The 19634-nt window shown below is 33.7% G+C and carries 17 protein-coding genes; 10 read left to right on the top strand and 7 right to left on the bottom strand.

Features of this window, described 5'->3' with window-relative positions; translation table 11 throughout:
- Positions 1-336 precede the first annotated feature (336 nt).
- The 6 genes from gyrA to dnaA all read right to left on the bottom strand — a co-directional run bounded on the left by gyrA (position 337) and on the right by dnaA (position 9155).
- Complete coding sequence (gyrA, locus tag ABEY15_RS19290; protein WP_429891715.1) at positions 337-2844, bottom strand: DNA gyrase subunit A; 2508 nt, start codon at positions 2842-2844, stop codon at positions 337-339.
- Between the two features lie 69 nt (positions 2845-2913).
- Positions 2914-4833 (bottom strand): DNA topoisomerase (ATP-hydrolyzing) subunit B, encoded by a 1920-nt coding sequence (gyrB, locus tag ABEY15_RS19285; RefSeq protein ID WP_429891727.1) that lies wholly within the window; start codon positions 4831-4833, stop codon positions 2914-2916.
- Positions 4834-4931: 98 nt separating this feature from the next.
- The gene (recF, locus tag ABEY15_RS19280; RefSeq protein ID WP_429891714.1) at positions 4932-6053 is read right to left on the bottom strand and encodes a DNA replication/repair protein RecF; all 1122 of its coding nucleotides are present in this window, start codon (positions 6051-6053) and stop codon (positions 4932-4934) included.
- 17 nt (positions 6054-6070) lie between these two features.
- Complete coding sequence (yaaA, locus tag ABEY15_RS19275; RefSeq protein WP_069033635.1) at positions 6071-6289, bottom strand: S4 domain-containing protein YaaA; 219 nt, start codon at positions 6287-6289, stop codon at positions 6071-6073.
- A 217-nt stretch (positions 6290-6506) separates the two neighbouring features.
- Entirely contained in the window at positions 6507-7652 is a 1146-nt protein-coding gene (gene dnaN / locus ABEY15_RS19270) for a DNA polymerase III subunit beta (RefSeq protein WP_429891713.1), read from the bottom strand.
- 156 nt (positions 7653-7808) lie between these two features.
- Entirely contained in the window at positions 7809-9155 is a 1347-nt protein-coding gene (gene dnaA, locus ABEY15_RS19265) for a chromosomal replication initiator protein DnaA (RefSeq protein ID WP_429891712.1), read from the bottom strand.
- A gap of 746 nt (positions 9156-9901) precedes the next feature.
- Here dnaA and rpmH point away from each other — a divergent pair.
- The 10 genes from rpmH (at position 9902) to ABEY15_RS19215 (ending at position 18855) form a co-directional block, all read left to right on the top strand.
- The gene (gene rpmH / locus ABEY15_RS19260; protein WP_056467137.1) at positions 9902-10036 is read left to right on the top strand and encodes a 50S ribosomal protein L34; all 135 of its coding nucleotides are present in this window, start codon (positions 9902-9904) and stop codon (positions 10034-10036) included.
- Positions 10037-10177: 141 nt separating this feature from the next.
- Positions 10178-10558: a ribonuclease P protein component gene (rnpA, locus tag ABEY15_RS19255; RefSeq protein ID WP_429891711.1), complete on the top strand. Its 381-nt coding sequence runs from the start codon at positions 10178-10180 to the stop codon at positions 10556-10558.
- Positions 10559-10597: 39 nt separating this feature from the next.
- Positions 10598-11383, top strand: a complete 786-nt coding sequence (gene spoIIIJ, locus ABEY15_RS19250; RefSeq protein ID WP_429891710.1) for a YidC family membrane integrase SpoIIIJ — start codon at positions 10598-10600, stop codon at positions 11381-11383.
- The gene (gene jag / locus ABEY15_RS19245) at positions 11380-12018 is read left to right on the top strand and encodes an RNA-binding cell elongation regulator Jag/EloR (protein ID WP_429891708.1); all 639 of its coding nucleotides are present in this window, start codon (positions 11380-11382) and stop codon (positions 12016-12018) included. Before spoIIIJ ends, jag begins: the two co-directional genes overlap by 4 nt.
- Before the next feature lie 166 nt (positions 12019-12184).
- Positions 12185-13561 (top strand): tRNA uridine-5-carboxymethylaminomethyl(34) synthesis GTPase MnmE, encoded by a 1377-nt coding sequence (gene mnmE / locus ABEY15_RS19240; RefSeq protein WP_429891707.1) that lies wholly within the window; start codon positions 12185-12187, stop codon positions 13559-13561.
- A gap of 20 nt (positions 13562-13581) precedes the next feature.
- Positions 13582-15468, top strand: a complete 1887-nt coding sequence (gene mnmG / locus ABEY15_RS19235) for a tRNA uridine-5-carboxymethylaminomethyl(34) synthesis enzyme MnmG (RefSeq protein ID WP_429891706.1) — start codon at positions 13582-13584, stop codon at positions 15466-15468.
- 21 nt (positions 15469-15489) lie between these two features.
- Positions 15490-16209 carry a 16S rRNA (guanine(527)-N(7))-methyltransferase RsmG gene (rsmG, locus tag ABEY15_RS19230; protein WP_429891705.1) on the top strand — a complete coding sequence of 240 codons (720 nt, stop codon included), beginning with the start codon at positions 15490-15492 and terminating at the stop codon, positions 16207-16209.
- Between the two features lie 85 nt (positions 16210-16294).
- Positions 16295-17137, top strand: coding sequence for a nucleoid occlusion protein (gene noc, locus ABEY15_RS19225; RefSeq protein WP_429891704.1), 843 nt, complete (start codon positions 16295-16297; stop codon positions 17135-17137).
- A 127-nt stretch (positions 17138-17264) separates the two neighbouring features.
- The gene (locus tag ABEY15_RS19220) at positions 17265-18026 is read left to right on the top strand and encodes a ParA family protein (RefSeq protein WP_025568951.1); all 762 of its coding nucleotides are present in this window, start codon (positions 17265-17267) and stop codon (positions 18024-18026) included.
- On the top strand, positions 18019-18855 hold the full coding sequence (locus tag ABEY15_RS19215; protein ID WP_429891702.1) for a ParB/RepB/Spo0J family partition protein: 837 nt from the start codon (positions 18019-18021) through the stop codon (positions 18853-18855). Before ABEY15_RS19220 ends, ABEY15_RS19215 begins: the two co-directional genes overlap by 8 nt.
- Before the next feature lie 104 nt (positions 18856-18959).
- Here ABEY15_RS19215 and yyaC read toward each other — a convergent pair whose 3' ends face one another.
- Positions 18960-19547, bottom strand: coding sequence for a spore protease YyaC (gene yyaC / locus ABEY15_RS19210; protein WP_049813552.1), 588 nt, complete (start codon positions 19545-19547; stop codon positions 18960-18962).
- Positions 19548-19634 lie beyond the last annotated feature (87 nt).

Genomic DNA, 19634 nt, shown 5'->3' with positions numbered 1-19634 from the left:
TGTTTAGTTTTCAAAGTTCATTTCGTCGTCCGTATCTCTTGGCGACTTCTATATAATAACAAATCTAACAACCTTGGTCAATAGTTTTTATAATATAATTTCAAAAAAAAAACAAAACATAACACTTCATTAAAATTCCCTTCATCTCAAGCACTTTATCCCTTGCCTAAAGTAGTACAAAATCATAGAAATATACTAATCAAAATAGAATTAGTAAGATCGTAAAATTATAAAAAGTATTTCCGGTGCTTACTCTTTTTAAATGGAATGATTTATCAATATACAGTCAAAAAAAGAGAGAACCTAATTGTTCTCTCTTTACTAGTCACAGCTCTATTATTCTTCTGTTGTTTCAATCTCATCTTCGTTTTCAAGAGTCGTTAATTCAGCTTCATTTTCAGCTTCATCATCAATTACCTCTTCTTCTTTCGCAGCAATTGCTACAGTCGCAACATGACCTTCTTGATCAAGTTTAATTAATTTAACGCCTTGGGTAACTCGACCTAAACGTGAAATTTGTTCAATTGGCATACGGATCATTACACCAGACTCAGTAATTAACATTAAATCCTGTTCGTCACTTACACATTTTAATGAAATCATTTTACCGTTTTTATCTGTAACATTAAGCGTTTTTAAACCTTTACCACCACGGCTTTGAATTCGGTATTCTTCTTGTGCAGTTCGCTTACCATAACCTAGTTCCGTAACGACAAGAATATCTAAGTGTTCTTCAACAACTTCCATTCCAACAACATAATCATCATCAGAAAGTGTAATTGCTTTAACACCCGTTGCTGTTCTTCCCATTGATCTAACATCGTCTTCATTAAAACGAATCATCATACCTTTTGAAGTACCAACAACAATATCTTTTGTTCCGTCAGTTAGACGTACCGATATTACGTCATCATCTTCCTTTAAATTAATTGCAATTAATCCATTAGTACGAATGTTTGCAAAGGCAGATAAAGGTACACGTTTTGCTATTCCTTGTTTTGTAGTAAAGAATAGGTACCAATCCTCTAAAAATTCACTTACTGGAATAATAGCGTTAATATTTTCATCTCGGTCAATTTCTAGTAAGTTTACAATAGGTAACCCTTTAGCTGTACGACTAAACTCTGGAATCTCGTAACCTTTTGAACGGTATACTTTTCCCTTATTCGTAAAGAATAAAATTGTATCATGTGTTGAAGGTGTTAGTAAGTGTTCTAAGAAGTCATCATCATTAGTACCCATTCCTTGAATACCACGTCCACCTCTACGTTGAGATCGGTAAGTAGAAACTGGAAGACGTTTAATATATCCATTATGAGTTAAACTTACAATGATATTCTCCACTGGTATTAAGTCTTCATCTTCAATGATTTCAACTCCACCAGGAACAATTGCTGTTCTTCGTTTATCATTATACTGCTCTTTTAGCTGAGTTAATTCTTCTCGAATAATTTCAAGAACTCTTTCTTCATCCGCAAGAATTGCTCTTAATTCTGCAATTAACTTGATTAGCTCTTGGTATTCTTCTTCGATTTTTTCTCGCTCTAATCCAGTTAAACGTTGTAACCTCATATCTAAAATTGCTTGAGCTTGCTTTTCAGATAAATTAAATGTTTCCATTAAACCATTTTTAGCGATTTCTCCTGTTTGAGAAGCTCTAATTAAGCTAATAACCGCATCTAAATGGTCTAAAGCAACCTTCAAACCTTCTAAAATATGTGCACGCGCTTCTGCTTTTTCTAACTCAAACTGTGTTCTACGTTTAATAACTACAATTTGATGGTCTAAATAGTGTTTTAAACAGCTCTTTAGAGATAGAACTTTTGGTTCACCATTAACTAGTGCTAATAAGTTAATACCAAAACTTGTTTGAAGAGCAGTTTGTTTATATAGATTATTTAAAAGTACATTAGCATTCGCGTCTCTTCTAACTTCAATGACAACACGCATACCATTTCGATCAGATTCATCGCGTAAATCAGTAATACCTTCTATTTTCTTATCTCGAACTAGTTCAGCAATTCGTTCAACAAGCTTAGCTTTATTTACTTGATAAGGTAATTCTGTAACAATAATTGTTTGTCTACCATTTGCTTTTTCTTCAATTTCAACTTTAGCCCTGATAATAATAGAGCCTTTACCAGTTTCATAGGCCTTACGGATACCACTTTTTCCTAGAATCATACCCGATGTAGGGAAATCTGGCCCCTGAATATATTCCATTAAATCTTGTGTCGTGATTTCTGGATCTTTACTTAATGCAAGAACACCATCAATTACTTCACCTAATTGGTGTGGAGGAATATTAGTGGCCATACCAACCGCTATACCCGTTGCTCCGTTTACTAACAAGTTAGGGAATCGTGCAGGAAGAACGATTGGCTCTCTTTCTGAACCATCGTAGTTATCTTGATAATCAATCGTGTTTTTATTAATATCACGAATCAATTCCATCGAAATTTTAGACATTCTAGCCTCTGTATAACGCATTGCCGCCGCCGCGTCTCCATCAACTGATCCAAAATTCCCATGGCCATCTACTAACATATATCTGAAGTTAAAGTCCTGAGCCATACGTACCATAGTTTCATATACAGCAGAGTCACCATGTGGGTGATACTTACCGATTACTTCACCAACGATACGCGCTGACTTTTTATAAGCTTTATCAGCTGTCATACCTAAATCATTCATTGCATATAAAATTCTTCTATGAACAGGCTTAAGGCCGTCTCGTACATCTGGTAACGCTCGAGAAACAATTACACTCATTGCATAATCTAGGAAGGAATTACGCATTTCATGACTAATATTTATTTCTTTAATTTGTTGATTTTCACTCAACATCGGCACCTCCCTTTAGTTTCCGTATCTACCTGAGAAAAGGAGCATAATGCTCCTTACAAATACTTGTTAAATATCTAAATTCTTAACATACTTAGCGTTATCTTGAATAAAGTTACGTCTTGGCTCTACTTTTTCACCCATTAATGTTTCAAACGTTTCATCTGCCTCGATCGCATCTTGAAGGTTAACTTGTAGTAACGTTCTAGTTTCTGGATTCATTGTAGTTTCCCATAACTGTTCAGGGTTCATTTCACCTAGACCTTTATATCGTTGGATAACAGGTTTTGGTACTGCATTTAAAGTCGACATAATCTCATCCATTTGTCGATCATTATAAGCATATTGTATTTTTTTCCCTTGCTGGATCTTGTATAAAGGTGGTTGAGCAATATAAATATAACCACTTTCAATGATTTGACGCATATAACGATATAAGAACGTTAACAATAAAGTACGGATGTGGGCACCATCAACATCAGCATCCGTCATCAATATAATTTTATGATATCTTGCTTTCTCGATATCGAAATCATCACCGATTCCAGTACCAAAAGCAGTAATCATTGAACGAACCTCGTTATTTGATAAAATTTTATCAAGTCGAGCCTTTTCAACGTTAATAATTTTTCCACGTAAAGGAAGAATTGCTTGGAAGTGACGGTCTCGTCCTTGTTTAGCACTTCCGCCCGCTGAGTCACCCTCAACGATATAAATTTCGCTAATAGAAGAATCTTTTGAAGAACAATCAGCTAATTTCCCAGGTAAACTTGATACTTCTAAAGCACTTTTTCTTCTTGTTAATTCACGAGCCTTTTTAGCAGCAACACGAGCCCTAGCCGCCATTAAGCCTTTTTCAACTACTTTTTTAGCCTCTGTCGGATTCTCTAATAAAAACTTTTCAAGGTTCTCCCCAAAAATTTGCTCCGTAATCGTACGAACTTCACTATTACCTAACTTAGTTTTTGTTTGTCCCTCAAACTGTGGATCTGGATGTTTAACAGAAACGATCGCCGTTAATCCTTCACGTACATCCTCACCCGATAAGTTGCTATCTTGATCCTTAATTAGACCATTCTTACGACCATAATCATTAATAACACGAGTTAAAGCAGTCTTAAATCCAACTTCGTGCGTACCACCTTCGTGTGTATTAATGTTATTCGTGAATGAGTGAATATTACTTGTATAGCTTTCGTTATATTGAAGTGCAATTTCTACACTAATTCCATCTTTTTCGCCAATAACAAAAATTGGTTCGTCATGTATTACTTCTTTAGAACGATTTAAATGTTCAACGTAAGATTTAATTCCACCTTCGTAATGGAATTCTTTCTTTTGTTTGTTTTCTCTACGGTCTTCAATTGTTAAGCGAATACCTCTATTAAGGAACGCTAATTCTCTTAAACGGTTTGCTAATGTATCAAAGTCATATACTGTCGTTTCAGTGAAAATTTCTGCATCAGGTTTAAAATGAGTAATTGTACCCGTAACATCAGTTTCACCAACGATACTCATATCTGCAACAGGTATACCTTTAGAAAATTGTTGATAATAAATAGTACCTTCACGGTGTACATGAACTTCTAGCAAAGTGGACAACGCATTTACTACTGATGCACCTACTCCGTGTAATCCACCAGATACTTTGTATCCGCCACCGCCGAATTTTCCACCCGCATGAAGTACCGTCATAATTACTTCTAGTGCAGGTCTACCCATTTTTTCATGAATACCTACTGGAATCCCACGACCATTATCTTTAACTGTAATACTATTATCTTCTTCAATTGTTACATTAATCTCATCACAGTATCCAGCCAATGCCTCATCTATACTGTTATCAACGATTTCCCATACTAAGTGATGTAATCCTTTTCCGCTCGTAGACCCGATATACATACCCGGTCTCTTACGTACGGCTTCTAAACCTTCAAGAACTTGTATCTGATTTTCATCATAATTATGTTCTTGCATCTTTTGATCCATTGTCATGAACACTCACCTACTTTTTTTATTTTACATAAAAGAATTAGTAAATTTCAGCTATGCTTATTAGGCGGCGTAGTAGAAATTTCATAAATTATTTATTGAGAAGTACTTACAATTGTTCCATGTGAAACATTTATAATATTAGCTTGTTTTATCGTTTCGTGCTGAATTCCGTCGACACTTGTCGTTGTGACAAAAGTCTGAACTTTATTTTGAATTGCATTTAATAAGTGTGTTTGACGATAGTCATCTAGCTCTGAAAGAACATCATCTAATAAAAGTATAGGATATTCTCCAACTTCCTCTTTAATCAGTTCAATTTCTGCTAGTTTTAATGAAAGAGCTGTTGTCCGCTGCTGTCCTTGCGATCCAAAAGTTTGAACGTTTTTATCATTAACCATAAAAACCAAATCATCTCTATGCGGACCAAGCAATGTAGTACCTCTTGATACTTCACGCTCTTTTTCAGCTTCGAATAGTTTTATGTACTCATCTTCCATTTTCGTCAAATCTGTTAAATCTGATACATTAATGCTTGGTTTATATATAATTTCTAGCTTTTCGGTCTCTCTAGATATTTGACTATGAATAGGCGATGCCCAATCCTGTAGTAATTTGATGAACGAAATTCGTTTTTCGATTATTTTTACGGCATGCTTTACAAGCTGAGATGTTAGGACTTCAAGCATTAAATAGTTCCGATCTCGGCTAGATTGTAATGTTTTTAGTAGTGAATTTCGCTGTTGGAGGATTCTCTGGTACTGACTTAATTCATGTAGGTAAACAGGCGAAACTTGTCCTAGTTCCATATCTAGGAATTTACGACGCACTTGCGGACTACCTTTTACTAAGTGTAAATCTTCCGGTGCAAACATAACGACATTCATCACGCCTATATATTGACTTAACTTCATCTGTTCAAGATGGTTCAGCTTTGCTTTCTTACCTTTCTTTGAGAGGATTAGCTGTAGTGTTACTTGCTGATTTTTTTTCTGTAACGTACCCTTTATTGTACCATATTCTTCATCCCAACGTATCATTTCTTTGTCATTACTTGTTCGATGGGACTTTGTTAAAGCTAGCACATAAATGGATTCCATTAAATTTGTTTTACCTTGAGCATTCTCACCAATAATGACATTGACATTATTTTGAAAATTTAATTCAAGTTTTTCATAATTACGATATTGTTTTAGTTGTAAATCTTTAATATACAATGGGATTCCCCCAAAACTTATGAAGTTATAATATACGAACCTTTTCCAGTTATAGAAATTGTATCATTTAATACTAATTTTTTTCCTCTTCTGTTCTCCGGTTCATTGTTTACAAAGATTTCATGCTCTGATAAAAACCATTTAGCCATTCCACCTGTATCAATTACACCCGCAAGCTTTAAAAATTGGCCTAATGTAATATACTCTGTATTTATTTTAACTTTTTCTGTTTTCATTTTTTATCACCCTCATTTATCCATTCCTTAATTGTACTAAACTTCTTTAAGAAAAAAAACACTTAACCCTTATTTTGTCTATTAAGTAAAAAAAGACTGACCTAAATGTACTATGCACTCCCCAAACAAATTGTAGAATAAATTCTTTATTCATTCTGCTCGTTGGAGATTGCTAGTACATTCTATTAGGTCAGCCCCTTTCGATAGAATTTACTAACTAGTATGTGCGAACTGGTAAAATTAATTGCAATGTTCTTGAATCATTTACAGTACGAATTAAAAATGGTCTCATAGCCCCTGTAAATTGGATATAGATTTCTGGGCTTTCAATTGCTTTTAATGCATCCATTACATACTTCGCACTAAATGAGATCTTTAACTCTTCACCTTTAATATCCTCGCAAACAATTTCGTCTACTACTTTACCGATTTCAGGAGAATAAGAAGAAACATTGACCACTGAGTTACCAACTGTTTCTAAGTGAACAACATTATTTCTACCTTCCCTTGCTAATAAGGAAGCGCGATCAATAGCTTGTAAGAATTCCTTAGTCATTACAGTTAGTTCCGTTTTACTTTCACTTGGAATTAACTTTGATGTATCAGGATAATTACCTTCTAATAATCGAGTAAAGAATAATAGATGTTTTGTCTTAAATAAAGCTTGATGCTCTGTTAAGACGATTTCTACTTTTTCATCATTGTCATCTAGAATTTTACTTAATTCATTTAAACTTTTCCCAGGAATTACTACGCTAGCTTTAAATTCACTTGTCGTAGAATTTCCGTCAATTTTAGCTTGTCTTAAAGCTAGTCGGTGGCTATCTGTCGCAATACATGTTAGATCACCATTTTCGATCTTCCAGTTTACACCGGTTAAAATTGGTCTAGTTTCTGAAGTTGATACTGCAAATACTGTTTGACGAATCATAAATTTTAATAAATCTGCAGAAATAGAAATTGTTTCATGTTCTTCAATTTGAGGAAGTAGTGGATATTCCTCAGAGTCAAAGCCATTTAAACTAAATTCAGTTTTTCCGGCTTTTATTGTTGTTACATAATTATTATCAGACTCTAGTTCGACAAAATCTGAAGGTAATTTTTTTACAATATCACTAAAATATCGCGCATTTAATACAATGCTTCCAGTTCGTTTTACATCAACTAGTTGTTGATCATCCAATACTGTTGGTAAATAAGATTCTATAGATATATCTGAATCACTACCTGTGAAAGTTAGTCCTTCATTTGTAACGACTAATTTAATTCCAGTTAAGATTGGAATAGTTGTTCTTGATGAAACAGCTCTCATAACATCTTGTACAGCTTTAACAAGATGATCTTTTTGTACAGTAAATTTCATTGTTTGTACTCCTTATATAATTTATAAAATAATATAGTAATAGTAGTAGGGCCTGTGAATTTGTGGATAACTCTATTTTATTAAAGAAAAATAAGTCTATCAACATGTGGATAGACTGTGTAAAAAAGATAGAAAGTTATGCACAGGTAAATAACTCTACTGATTTAATTTTTCATTGATTTCTTTGATTTGAGATTGCAGTTGTGAGTCGGTTTCAATTAATTTTGAAATTTTTTCATGCGCATGAATAACAGTTGTATGATCTCGGCCTCCAAACTCTTCTCCTATTTTAGGTAAAGAATGGTCTGTAAGCTCTCTTGAAAGATACATTGCAATCTGTCTTGGGAAGGCTACGGATTTTGTACGTTTCTTTGCTTTAAAATCCTCTAATTTAATACTAAAAAATTCTCCAACTGTTCGTTGAATATCGTGTATTGATACTGTTTTAGGCTTCGTCGCTGTAATTAAATTCTTTAAGGCTTCAGCGGCCACACTAGCGTTTATGTCCTTGTTAATTAACGATGAATAAGCGACTACACGAATAAGTGCTCCTTCTAATTCACGGATGTTTGTATCAATTTGATTTGCTATATATAACATTACCTCATTTGGAATATCTAACCCCTCAGCCTTAGCCTTTTTACGTAAGATCGCTATCCTAGTCTCTAAATCCGGTGGTGTAATATCTGTAATAAGGCCCCATTCAAATCGTGAACGAAGTCGATCTTCTAATGTAGGAATTTCTTTAGGTGGTCGGTCACTTGAGATAATAATTTGTTTACTTTCTTCATGGAGTGTATTAAACGTATGGAAAAATTCTTCCTGTGTTTGTTCTTTTCCAGCTAAGAACTGAATATCATCTATAAGTAGCACGTCTACATTACGATACTTATTTCTAAATTCAATTGCTTTATTATCACGAATTGAATTAATGAACTCATTTGTAAATTTTTCTGATGATAAATAAACGACTTTGGCATTTGGATTATGCTCAAGTACATAGTGTCCAATTGCGTGCATTAAGTGGGTTTTTCCTAATCCAACGCCCCCATATATAAATAATGGGTTATAGGCTTTTGCAGGTGCCTCAGCAACCGCTAATGATGCTGCATGGGCAAAACGGTTACCTGAACCAATTACGAAAGTATCAAAAGTATATTTAGGGTTTAACATACTTTGGTTGAACTCCACTGGTTCCTCAAATTTTACTTTGGCTTTAACTGCCGGTATATTCATCTCTATTTCTTCTACATGATTTTGAGGAAGGATAAATTTGATTTCTAATTCCGCTCCAGTTATTTCTAAAACTGTATCCATTATTAAAGATGAATACTTTGACTCAAGCCAATCACGGGCGAATTCATTTGGCGCAATAATTGTTAAAATATCATTCTTTAAAGAAAATGCCTTTGTTGATTTTAGCCATGTTTCAAAGCTTGGTTTACTTATTTTTTTCTCTATTTCTGCTAGAACCCTGGACCACAGATCCCCTATATTCTCCAAACAATAATCCCTCCTTACAAAGCTTGTTCAACTTTTGTACAAGCACATAAATTAAGTATTTATTTTTATTCATGTCTTTGAATATGCGTTATTTTATAAAACTGCAAAAATCCACTTTATTTGACAGTATTCACCCTTGTGGATAACTTTAAAATAGTACAAGTGTAAAACCTGTCCACAAGTTATTAACATCTGTGGACAAATAAAAATAAAAAACAAGTTGTCCAAAGTGGAAAACAAATTAATAATATCAAAAATCTTTAGCTATTTCAATGAGTAGTTAATGTTATCCACATGCTAATCCACTTGTTTAAAAAAATTGTCCACAGAAAAAGAACTTGTGTAAAAGTTGTCAGTAACCGTTGTGGGTAAAAAATGTGTAGAAAAATATTATCCACAGAGCACTTAACAATTTTAAGAAAAGGGGAAGTACTACTTTTTTATAGATTTTTTTTATTCACTTAAAGTTCCGTTCCAAAAAATCTTTCGACACCACATCTTTTGCTCGGATTACTCGTTTATAAATTTTTTGGAGGGAAATGATAGGAGTAAATCGCATTTCTTTTATTAAATAAGTAACTATTTATTATTTTTTTCTTACTAAAACTCACTGGATCAGCCACTCTTCATAAATTGGAAATAATTATTCATTATGATTTAACATCTTACATTGACATTAATAGTAGTTATTCTTTATAATTTATAGGACTGTCTATTACAGTAATTCCTCAGGGAGGTGTCATATAATGAAAAGAACATTTCAACCAAACAAACGTAAACGCAGCAAAGTACATGGTTTCCGTAGCCGTATGAGCACTGCAAATGGACGTAAAGTTCTAGCAGCTCGTCGTCGTAAAGGAAGAAAAGTATTATCTGCGTAGGCCACTGTCAACAGTGGTCTTTTTCACTAATATGAAGGTCTTTTTTGCTTTTATGTCACAATTTGTAAGTAAAAAAGGCCTCATTTTTTATAAAAAAGTTGTTATGATAATTGAAGGAATCATTTGAGGTGTCAGTGGAACATGAACAAGAAAAACAGAATAAAAAAGAATGCAGATTTTAGTCGCGTTTTTCAAGAGGGTTCGTCAACTGCGAATCGACAATTTGTAATCTATACATTAAAAAAGGAAGATCAAAAACAATTTCGTATAGGATTATCTGTTAGTAAGAAGTTAGGTAATGCTGTAGTCAGAAATCATATTAAGCGGTATATAAGACAAGCTCTTACTGAATTAAGTGATGATCTTCGTGTGAGTATGGATTATGTTGTAATCGCAAGAAAGCCCTGTACTGAACTACCTTTTAATGAATTTAAAAAAAGTTTAATTCATGTGTTGAAAAGGGCGGAAGCGCTTAAAATACGTGATTCAAAACATAAATTAGATAAAAATCAAATTAAGTAATTACATATTTAAATGTAACTTCTTAAAGGAGGAACTAGTTTGAAGACTAAGAAGTACCAATTGCTAGTTACAGTTCTTTTATTAGTAGTCGTGTTAGCTGGGTGTTCGCAAACAAACCAACCGATTACATCTGAAAGTACGGGGATTTGGAATGAGTATTTCGTTTATCCACTATCATGGTTAATCACTGCTGTATCTAAAATTTTTGGTGGAAGTTATGGAATGTCGATTATCGTCGTAACACTTTTAATCCGTTTAGCATTACTACCATTAATGATTAAACAAATTAAAAGTACAAAAGCGATGCAATCAATCCAGCCTGAAATGGCCAAACTTAAAGAAAAATATTCTTCTAAAGATCAAAAAACTGTCCAAAAATTAAATGAAGAAACAATGAAGTTGTACCAACAACATGGTGTAAATCCACTATCTGGTTGTTTACCAATTTTTATTCAAATGCCAATCTTAATTGCTTTCTATCATGCAATTATGAGAACAATGGAAATTAAAGCACATGACTTCCTATGGTTCCAATTAGGACACCCGGATCCAATTTATGCTTTACCAATTATCGCTGGTATTACAACTTTCATTCAACAAAAGGTGTCAATGAGTACTGGTTCAATGACAGGACCTGCTGCTCAACAAATGAAAATCATGCTTTATGTTATGCCAATCATGATTTTAATATTTGCTGTTAGACTTCCATCTGCTTTAGCTTTATATTGGGTAGTTGGTAATACATTTATGATTCTTCAAACATTATTTGTTAATAGAGGTAATACTACCGTAAAAAATAAAAATGTAGGAGGGGCTAGTAAGTGAGAGAAGTAACTGCTACTGGTCAAACAATCGAACAAGCAGTTCAAATAGCACTTCAGCAACTTAGTTCAACAGAAGAAGACGTAGACATTACAGTAATCGAAGACGGTAAAAAAGGATTTTTAGGATTTGGTGCTAAACCTGCTAAAGTATTAGTTGTTAAAAAGAAGACTTTGATCGAAAAAGCATACGACTACCTTTTAAATATTGTTAAAAGTCTTGATGAAACTGCAGATGTAAATTTCGAATTGCAAGGTACGAAAGAACAAACCTTCTTATTTACAGTAAAGGGTGATAAGGTTGCCCTTATTATTGGAAAAAGAGGTAATACTTTAAATGCTCTTCAATTCTTAGTTCAAACATTTGTAAATCGTCATTCAAAACAATTGATTCATGTTGTCGTTGACGCAGAGAATTATCGATTAAAACGTAAGGAATCGCTAGAAATTCTTGCAAAAAAGACTGCTCAAACAGTTTTAAAAACAAGAAAAGCGATCTCTTTAGAGCCAATGCCTTCTTTCGAAAGAAAAATTATACATCATATACTGACAGATATGCCGAATATCTCTACAAGGTCTGTAGGACAAGATCCGCATCGTCAATTAGTTATAGATTTAAAGAAACCAATTAAGGGCTAAGCCTTAATTGGTTTTTTAATGTTCTTCATTCAAGTCATTTAAGTTTACTTGTACTTTCGTACGGTTATAATATAAAAACATTCAATTATAAAATTCTTTATGCTATGCTATAGATTTAGAAGTAACATGTTAACTTTTGTTTAACATGCTCCGAGGTGATTTTTTGATGGAATTCGATACAATTACAGCGATTTCGACACCAAAAGGCGAAGGTGCAATTGCCATCGTTCGATTAAGTGGCGATGAAGCTGTTCAAATAGCGAATAAATTATTTAAAGAAAAAGATTTAAATATAGTAGATTCACACACAATTCATTACGGACATTTAGTTGACCCAAGTTCCGGTAATACTGTTGAGGAAGTTATGGTCTCGATCTTAAGGGCACCAAAAACGTTTACACGTGAAGATGTTGTCGAAATAAATTGTCACGGTGGAATTTTTTCAGTTAACAAAGTACTTGAATTAGTACTATCACAAGGGGCTAGATTAGCGGAGCCTGGTGAATTTACAAAAAGAGCATTTCTTAATGGACGAATTGACTTATCTCAGGCAGAAGCAGTAATGGATTTAATTCGTTCAAAGACTGACAGGGCAATGGCAATCGCGATGAATCAAGTAGAAGGTCGATTGTCTAAGCTAGTTAATAGCTTAAGACAAACATTACTTGAGATTTTAGCTCATATTGAAGTAAATATTGATTATCCTGAATATGATGATGTTGAAGAAATGACCAATACTGTTTTAATTGAAAAAGCAAAAACAGTTCGAGTTGAAATACAAAAACTGCTAGAAACATCAAAACAAGGTAAAATTTTACGTGAAGGACTATCTACTGTCATTATAGGTAGACCGAATGTTGGGAAATCGTCTCTTTTAAATACACTTGTCCAAGAAAGTAAAGCAATTGTTACTGATATTCCAGGTACAACGCGTGATGTTATTGAAGAATACGTAAATGTAAAAGGTGTGCCATTACGCCTAATTGATACAGCCGGTATTCGTGAAACTAAAGATGTTGTAGAAGCAATTGGTGTTGAAAGATCTAAAAAAGTATTGAATTTGGCTGACTTAGTTTTATTTGTTTTAAATAATAATGAGCAATTAAGTGAAGAAGACCGTAAATTATTTGGTGAAATGAGCGGTAAAGATGTAATTGTGATCATTAACAAAACAGATTTGCCACAAAAGCTTGATATGGATGAAGTAAAAGCGTTAGTTGGTAATGCTACAATTGTTACGACTTCCTTAAAAGAAGAAAAAGGAATTGATGATTTAGAAAAAGCAATTGCCAACTTATATTTTGAAGGGCAAATTGAGGCACAAGATTTAACATATTTATCTAATGCTAGACATATTGCGCTATTAAAACAATCAGAACAGACAATTAATGACGCAATTGAGGCGATGAAAAATGGTATGCCGATTGACTTAGTACAGATTGACTTAACAAGAGCATGGGAATTGTTAGGCGAAATCATTGGAGATACAGTTCAGGAAAGTTTAATCAACCAGCTATTTTCTCAATTCTGTTTAGGAAAATAAAATGGTTAGGAGGAGAAAAGATGAGTTTTGAAGCAGGCAATTATGATGTAATCGTTATTGGAGCTGGTCATGCTGGATGTGAAGCCGGTTTGTCATCTGCTCGAATGGGTGCAAAAACACTAATGCTGACAATAAATCTTGATATGGTCGCATTTATGCCTTGTAACCCATCAGTAGGTGGTCCTGCCAAGGGGATTGTTGTACGTGAAATTGATGCACTTGGCGGTGAAATGGGTCGAAATATCGATAAAACACATATTCAAATGAGAATGTTAAATACGGGTAAAGGTCCGGCAGTACGCGCATTGCGTGCTCAAGCGGATAAATTTGCTTATCAACATGAATTAAAGAAAACTATTGAAAATACAGAGAATCTAACACTAAAGCAAGGATTAGTAGAAAGATTAATTGTAGAAGATGGACAATGCACAGGTGTAATTACGCAAACTGGTGCAATTTATCGTTCAAAAACAGTTGTCATTACAACTGGAACTTTCTTACGTGGAGAAATTATTGTAGGAGAATTAAAATACTCAAGTGGTCCTAATAACCAACAACCAGCAATTAAGCTTTCTGAGCACTTAGAGGAATTAGGAATTGAACTTGTTCGTTTTAAAACAGGTACGCCTCCTCGTGTAAATAGTCATAGTATTGATTATTCAAAAACTGAAATACAACCTGGCGATGATGTACCTCGTGCATTTTCATTCGAAACAGAACCAGTTGAAACAGAACAAATTCCTTGTTGGTTAACATATACAAGTGAAACTACACATCAGATCATCGACGATAACTTACACCGTTCGCCGATGTACTCTGGTATGATTAAAGGTACTGGGCCACGTTATTGTCCTTCTATTGAGGATAAAGTTGTCCGATTTAATGATAAACCGAGACATCAAATTTTCTTAGAGCCAGAAGGAAGAAATACTCAAGAAGTTTATGTACAAGGATTATCAACTAGTTTACCTGAAGATGTACAGGAAAAGATGCTACGTTCGATTGCAGGTCTTGAAAATGTTCAAATGATGAGAACTGGATATGCAATTGAATATGATGCGATTGTACCTACTCAATTATGGCCAACATTGGAACTTAAGCAAATTAAGAACCTGTATACTGCTGGTCAAATTAACGGAACTTCGGGTTATGAAGAAGCAGCGGGTCAAGGTTTAATCGCAGGAATTAACGCTGCATGTCGTTCACTAGATAAAGAAGAGTTAATTTTAGATCGCTCTGAAGCTTACATTGGTGTTTTAATAGATGACCTAGTAACTAAAGGGACAAATGAACCATACCGTCTTCTTACTTCTAGAGCAGAATATCGATTATTATTACGTCACGATAATGCCGATTTACGTTTAACTAAAATCGGACAAAGACTTGGTTTAATAAATGATGAAAGATATGCAGAGTTTGAACAAAAGAAAATGTTAATTGAAGAAGAAATAGAGCGTTTAAAAGCAACGCAATTAAGACCGACAAAAGAAGTACAGGAATTAATTGCAAAAAATGGTGGTAGCGAACTGAAAGATGGCATTCGTGCAGCAGATCTTTTACGTCGTCCTGAAATGCTTTATGAGCATATCCATCTTCTTGCTCCATCTGAAAAAGACTTACATTCAGATGTTAAAGAACAAGTTGAAATACAAATTAAGTATGAAGGTTATATTGAAAAATCATTAAATCAAGTAGAACGTATGAAAAGAATGGATTTAAAGAAAATCCCTGAAAATATCGATTATCAAGCTATTCACGGCCTTGCTACTGAGGCAAGACAAAAGCTTGAGCAAGTTCGTCCTCTATCAGTAGGTCAAGCTTCTCGTATATCTGGTGTTAATCCAGCAGATATTTCAATTCTACTTGTTTATTTAGAACAAGGAAAAATTGCAAGAATATCGAACTAATAATAGATAGGGGTATTACTAGTGAATAAAGAACAATTTATCGCTGCTCTTAAAGATAAAGGAATCCATTTGTCAGATTTTCAATTAAAACAATTTGATATATATTTTCACACATTAGTTGAGTGGAATAATAAAATGAACTTAACTGCTATTACAGAAGAAGAAGAAGTATATTTAAAACATTTTTATGATTCAATTAGCGCTGCCTTTTATTTTGACTTTGCTAATGAAATTACTTTATGTGATATTGGTGCAGGAGCGGGCTTCCCCTCTATCCCAATTAAAATATGTTTCCCATCTATCAAATTAACGATCGTAGACTCCCTTCAAAAAAGGATTACATTTCTAAACCATTTAGCGAAGGAATTACAATTAGAGAATGTATCATTTATTCATGATCGAGCAGAAACTTTTGCTAAAAGAACTGGTATGAGAGAATCTTTCGATGTTGTAACTGCTAGAGCAGTTGCTAGAATGTCAGTGTTAACTGAATTATGCTTACCACTTGTTAGACAAAATGGCTATTTTGTTGCACTTAAAGGCGCTGCCGGTCAAGAAGAGTTGGATAAAGCAAATTATGCTATAAAAACACTTGGTGGAGAAGTTAAATCAATTAATCACTTCACTCTCCCAAGCGAAGACAGTGATCGAAATATTGTTATAGTAGAAAAGAAACGCAAAACACCAACTAAGTACCCCCGCAAACCGGGTACCCCTGGTAAAGAACCATTAGAGGTTTAATATGATAAACTAACAAATGTTTCACGTGAAACATTTGTTATGTTTATTCTATTGTGAACGAAATTCTAAAAGGGTGGGAATCACATTGAAAAGCACATTATCTAGGTTATTTGGCTTATCAGAAAAAGAAAATAATGAAGATTCGGTTTCGAGTAATGAAGTTATTCGCCAAATTCCAGTATCGGACATTGTACCGAATCAGTATCAGCCTAGAACATTCTTTGATGATGAAAAAATTAAAGAACTAGCGCTAACGATTCGAACTCATGGAATTATTCAACCAATTGTCGTTAGGGAAATTAGACCAAACTTTTATGAAATAATTGCCGGGGAAAGAAGATTCAGGGCTGTTTCATCTTTAGGTTGGGATACAATTCCTGCAATTGTAAAAACGTTTAACGATACAGAGACTGCCTCCGTCGCTCTGATTGAAAATTTACAACGTGAAGAACTTTCTCCTTTTGAAGAAGCCGTAGCTTACCAAAAACTAATTGATTTACATAACTTAACTCAAGAGGCTCTAGCTCAGCGACTAGGTAAAGGTCAATCGACTGTTGCAAATAAACTGAGATTGTTGAAGCTTCCTGGGGAAATACAACAAGCATTATTGGATAAGTCGATTACGGAACGTCATGCACGAGCACTTATTCCATTAAAGTTGCCTCAACTACAAATTACTCTTCTTCATGAAATAATTGATAAACAGTTGAATGTTAAACAAACAGAAGAACGAGTTGTTACATTACTTACTGAGAAAAAACCAAAGGCTAAACGTAAATTTAAGGCCATTAGTAAAGACATTAGAATTGCGATGAATACGATCCGTGAATCTTTACAAATGGTTACTAAAACAGGCATGAATATTGATAGTCAAGAAGAAGAACATGATGACTATTACCAAATAACAATTAAAATACCAAAAAAATAAACATTAAATTCACCTCTTTTCAGTGGTGAATTTTTTTATTCATTTTTAAATCTAGACACAACGATGAATCTATTCATGGTAAAATAGAAAATAAGAATTGTTTGTTGTGGAAGGAGTAGATTACATAGTGGTTAAAGTAATCTCTATAGCTAATCAAAAAGGTGGTGTTGGTAAGACTACAACATCTGTAAATTTAAGTGCTTGTTTAGCTCACTTAGGAAAAAAAGTATTACTAGTCGATATAGATCCTCAAGGTAATGCAACTAGTGGTATTGGAATTGAAAAAGCTGATGTAAATCAGTGCGTTTACAATGTATTAGTTGATGATGTTGAGGCGAAAAATGTCATTTTAAACACTGCTATTCCAAATTTTGATATTATTCCAGCAACAATTCAACTTGCTGGAGCAGAAATTGAATTAGTACCTACTATTTCTAGAGAAGTACGATTAAAGCGCGCTTTAGATACAGTAAAAGGTAACTATGATTATATTTTAATAGATTGTCCTCCATCACTAGGGTTATTAACTTTAAACTCACTAACTGCATCTGATTCGATTATTATTCCAGTTCAGTGTGAGTATTACGCACTTGAAGGTTTAAGTCAGCTATTAAGTACTGTACGTTTAGTACAAAAACATTTAAATAAAAATTTAGCAATTGAAGGTGTATTGTTAACAATGCTAGATGCTCGTACAAATTTAGGGCTCCAAGTTATAGAAGAAGTAAAAAAATATTTTCAAGATCGCGTCTATAAATCAATTATTCCAAGAAATGTACGCTTAAGTGAAGCACCAAGTCATGGTAAACCGATCATTACATATGATCCAAAGTCAAGAGGTGCAGAAGTATATCTCGATCTAGCAAAGGAAGTGATTGATAATGGCTAAAGGTTTAGGTAAAGGTATTGGAGCATTTTTTCAAGATATAAATCAACAAGAAGAGTTAGTTCAGGAAATTGATCTAAAAGAACTTAGACCTAACCCATACCAACCTCGCAAAGTATTTGATGAGACTGCAATGTTAGAATTAACTCAGTCAGTGATTGAACATGGAATTCTTCAACCAATCATTGCGAGAAAAAGCATAAAAGGTTTCCAAATCGTTGCTGGAGAAAGACGATATCGCGCTGCAAAAAATGCAGGTTTAAATACAGTTCCAGTTATTGTAAGAGACCTTACAGAAGAGCAAATGATGGAGTTAGCTGTATTAGAAAATTTACAGCGAGATGATTTAAATCCTCTTGAAGAAGCTGAAGCATATCAAACTTTAATTGAACAATTACACTTAACACAAGAACAACTGGCAAAGAAACTTGGAAAAAGTCGTCCACATATTGCTAACTATTTAAGAATTTTAACTTTACCTAACTCTGTTCAAAAAATGGTTGAAGAAGGCACTCTCTCAATGGGGCATGGAAGAGCACTTTTAGGGTTAAAACGAAAAGGATTAATTGAAGGTACCGCACTAAAAGTAATTGGAAAAAACCTAAGTGTTCGTGAAGTTGAAACGTTAGTCAATGAGCTAAATGAAAATGTTTCACGTGAAACATCAAAGAAAACTCCGACTAAAAACATATTTTTTAGTGAGTATGAGGATCTTTTACAAGAAAAATTCGGAACGTCAGTTAAAATTAAATCGGCTAAAGATAAAGGGAAAATAGAAATCCAATTCTTTAACAAAGAGGATTTGGAGAGAATCCTTTCAATTATAAAATGAGTTATTAATAGGGAATATTAAATGTGTTGGCTTCCAATGCAGTTAATACTCCCTTTTTGTTTTTATCTGACCTTTTTATAATTGAAAGTTAGGAAACTATTATGTTAAAAATCTAATTGGCACGTAAATTTTCTTTCAGTTTCTTTAATTGAATTCGCAATAAACTTAGCCATTTTCATTACAAGGCTTAATCTAGTATTTTGTAGAACGTAGAATTCCATAAATCCACTAACATTTACAACTCCGGTTAAATTAATTTCGCCAACTAAAGGTAATTCTTTTTTCATTGCCGCACCAGGTTTTAACGGACCATTGGATAAACGTACACTACCAATACTTTTTACTCTGCCTAAACATGCATCTACAGCAATGATAAATGGATTGTTATATTTACCTTTAATTCTTTCAAGTTGTTCTGAAAGATTTAACGCATGAATTGGCTCATCAAGAGTACCATAATAATGAAACCTACTTAAGTTTAATTCTCCTAACATGGTTCCAACTAAAGGACCTAAAGAGTCTCCCGTAGAACGGTCAGTTCCAATACATACAAAAACAATTTCTTTAGTGTGTACACTTGGAAGCGACTTACATAAACGATCTGCAAATCTGTTAATAGCGTTTTCGTCATCTAGAAATACAGAATAATCATCCTTGAATAGGTTACGCAAAGGATTTGCTGAAAATTGCATAATATCGCCTACTTTTCATTTAAGAGAGTAGTATTAGTTTATGCAAAATTTAAACAATTTATACTTTCGTCAAGCGATCTTCGTTAT

Origin of the sequence: Gottfriedia acidiceleris, from assembly GCF_050457485.1 — a bacterium.
Classification (GTDB): domain Bacteria; phylum Bacillota; class Bacilli; order Bacillales; family Bacillaceae_G; genus Gottfriedia; species Gottfriedia acidiceleris_D.
This window is presented reverse-complemented; position numbering and strand designations above follow the sequence as displayed.